This is a genomic window from Cribrihabitans pelagius (assembly GCF_048820915.1).
Taxonomy (GTDB): domain Bacteria; phylum Pseudomonadota; class Alphaproteobacteria; order Rhodobacterales; family Rhodobacteraceae; genus Cribrihabitans_A; species Cribrihabitans_A pelagius.
This window is the reverse complement of the sequence record NZ_JBMERR010000059.1, coordinates 1-1,621: the sequence shown is the minus strand read 5'-3', so window position 1 is coordinate 1,621 and position 1,621 is coordinate 1. Positions and strand designations below refer to the sequence as shown.

The 1,621-nt window shown below is 58.9% G+C and carries 1 protein-coding gene and 1 pseudogene; both read right to left on the bottom strand.

Going from position 1 to position 1,621, the window contains the following annotated elements:
- Positions 1–680: 680 nt before the first annotated feature.
- Positions 681–941, bottom strand: coding sequence for a hypothetical protein (locus ACOHX0_RS21835; protein ID WP_420679356.1), 261 nt, complete (start codon positions 939–941; stop codon positions 681–683).
- A 567-nt stretch (positions 942–1,508) separates the two neighbouring features.
- Positions 1,509–1,621, bottom strand: a pseudogene (locus ACOHX0_RS21830) (IS5/IS1182 family transposase); the annotation flags it as partial.

The following is a 1,621-nucleotide window of genomic DNA, read 5'->3' as shown; positions in this document are numbered from 1 at the left end:
AAGGTCCATGTTGGTCTTGGTCATCGGGGTCTCCGTGTGGGTCGTGGTTGAAGCGTCGAAACTCCACCTCGACCATACACCTCGATGGCCACCCAGGATCACACCGTTGAAGGCGCGGAAATTACACTACGTGCTCGGACACTAACGATTGCCAATACGCTAATCTCTGACATGGATGCGTCCCTCGCGTTGGTTCCTCCGAAACCGTTGCGGCACACTCGATACCGTCGGATGGGAGCATCCACCGCATCAGTTCACAGCGTCTGCTGGACGGTTTCTCCCGACCGGAGAGAAGGGTTCCTTGAGTAAATTGGTTACCCAAAGGAAATGCTGACCCGGCGGGTAGGATCCGATACCTTCAACCTGTGCTGAAGGTGTAGCACAAACCTGCAACACAGACGGCGACCCAAGCAAAATTTTACCCCTTCTTATCAGTCACTTACTGAGATCGTGAAATTTTCTCCGCACCCTGCCGCCTGAGCAATTAATCTTTAAGGCACTGATATTGCTGAGTAATATGAGATGAGAGACGCAGACTGACCGGCGCGGCACGTTTCCAGTCACCGGGCTTGGCGCAGGCGCTGGCCCCGCCGCATGCTGAGACGCTGCACCGCATCGAAAAAACTGTCACGCCTGTTCCCCCTTCGCTCCCACCTCCTCCCCGATGCGAAGGCCCTCGCTCAAAAGCTGGCGCTTCCGAGCGGCATCGCCTTCGCCGGAGTGACGGACAGAACGATGGCGATTGCGCCCGGCGTCGCGGAAAGGCTCTTGGTGGAAATGCGCATCTCGCCGGCGGCAACAATGACCAGAACGGCCGGCTTTTCTTTAAAGGAGAGGTCAGCTGCCAGTTCGTCGGGCTGCGCGCGGTTAATGGCACCCGGGCCGGCTGCCGCCCCGCGGGAGTGAGTGTGCCATTCACCCGGATAGGATACCTGGTGCATGACGATAGGATACCTGGTGCCCTGCCTCTGGCCGCGCCGACAGCTTCCGTGAGGTCTTGAATTCCCCGCTCGAACGCCTGGCGGGGGGAAGCCTTGACTGTCCAAAGGCGGCGGAAGACCGTTCAATACCTCGGCGCGGATGCGCTGGTGATTGCGGCTGATCCGACAAGACATCCGCAGTCATTGGCCCGCGAACTGGCAACCGCCATTTCGCAGCCAGAAATTCGGGCGGACTTCCAAGAAGTCCGCACCATGAGACTGTACACCAGCAACGGGCTGAGTTCGCTCGCCACTGTCATTACCGGGTGAGCGAATGGCCCTTTGCCCGGAGCCCCGAATCCACTGACGCCGCTTGCGAGGCAGCGCTCCGAGGAAGAGAAGCGCAGGCTCTTCTACACAGGTAGAAACCAACTGAAGGCCGATCCCGCCGACGCAATGCCCGGAACACTGATACTGACCTGCTTTCAGGTACTGACCTGCTTTCAGGAAATGCTTCTGGCGGCTGCCATCAATGCGGTCATTTCGCCGGACTGCGTCAACTATGGCATGGCGGTCTAGGGTCAGGACTCATAGCCAGTAAATGACGAGTGCGGCGAGGGCGATGGCTGAGAGGAAGACCTTCGGGCATCTGTCGTATCGGGTCGCCACACGCCGCCAATCCTTCAGCCTGCCGAACATGA

What these genes read in the sequence shown, in the direction of transcription:
- ACOHX0_RS21835 (WP_420679356.1), bottom strand. Translation starts at nt 941, where the DNA reads ATGCACCAGGTATCCTATCCGGGTGAATGGCACACTCACTCCCGCGGG.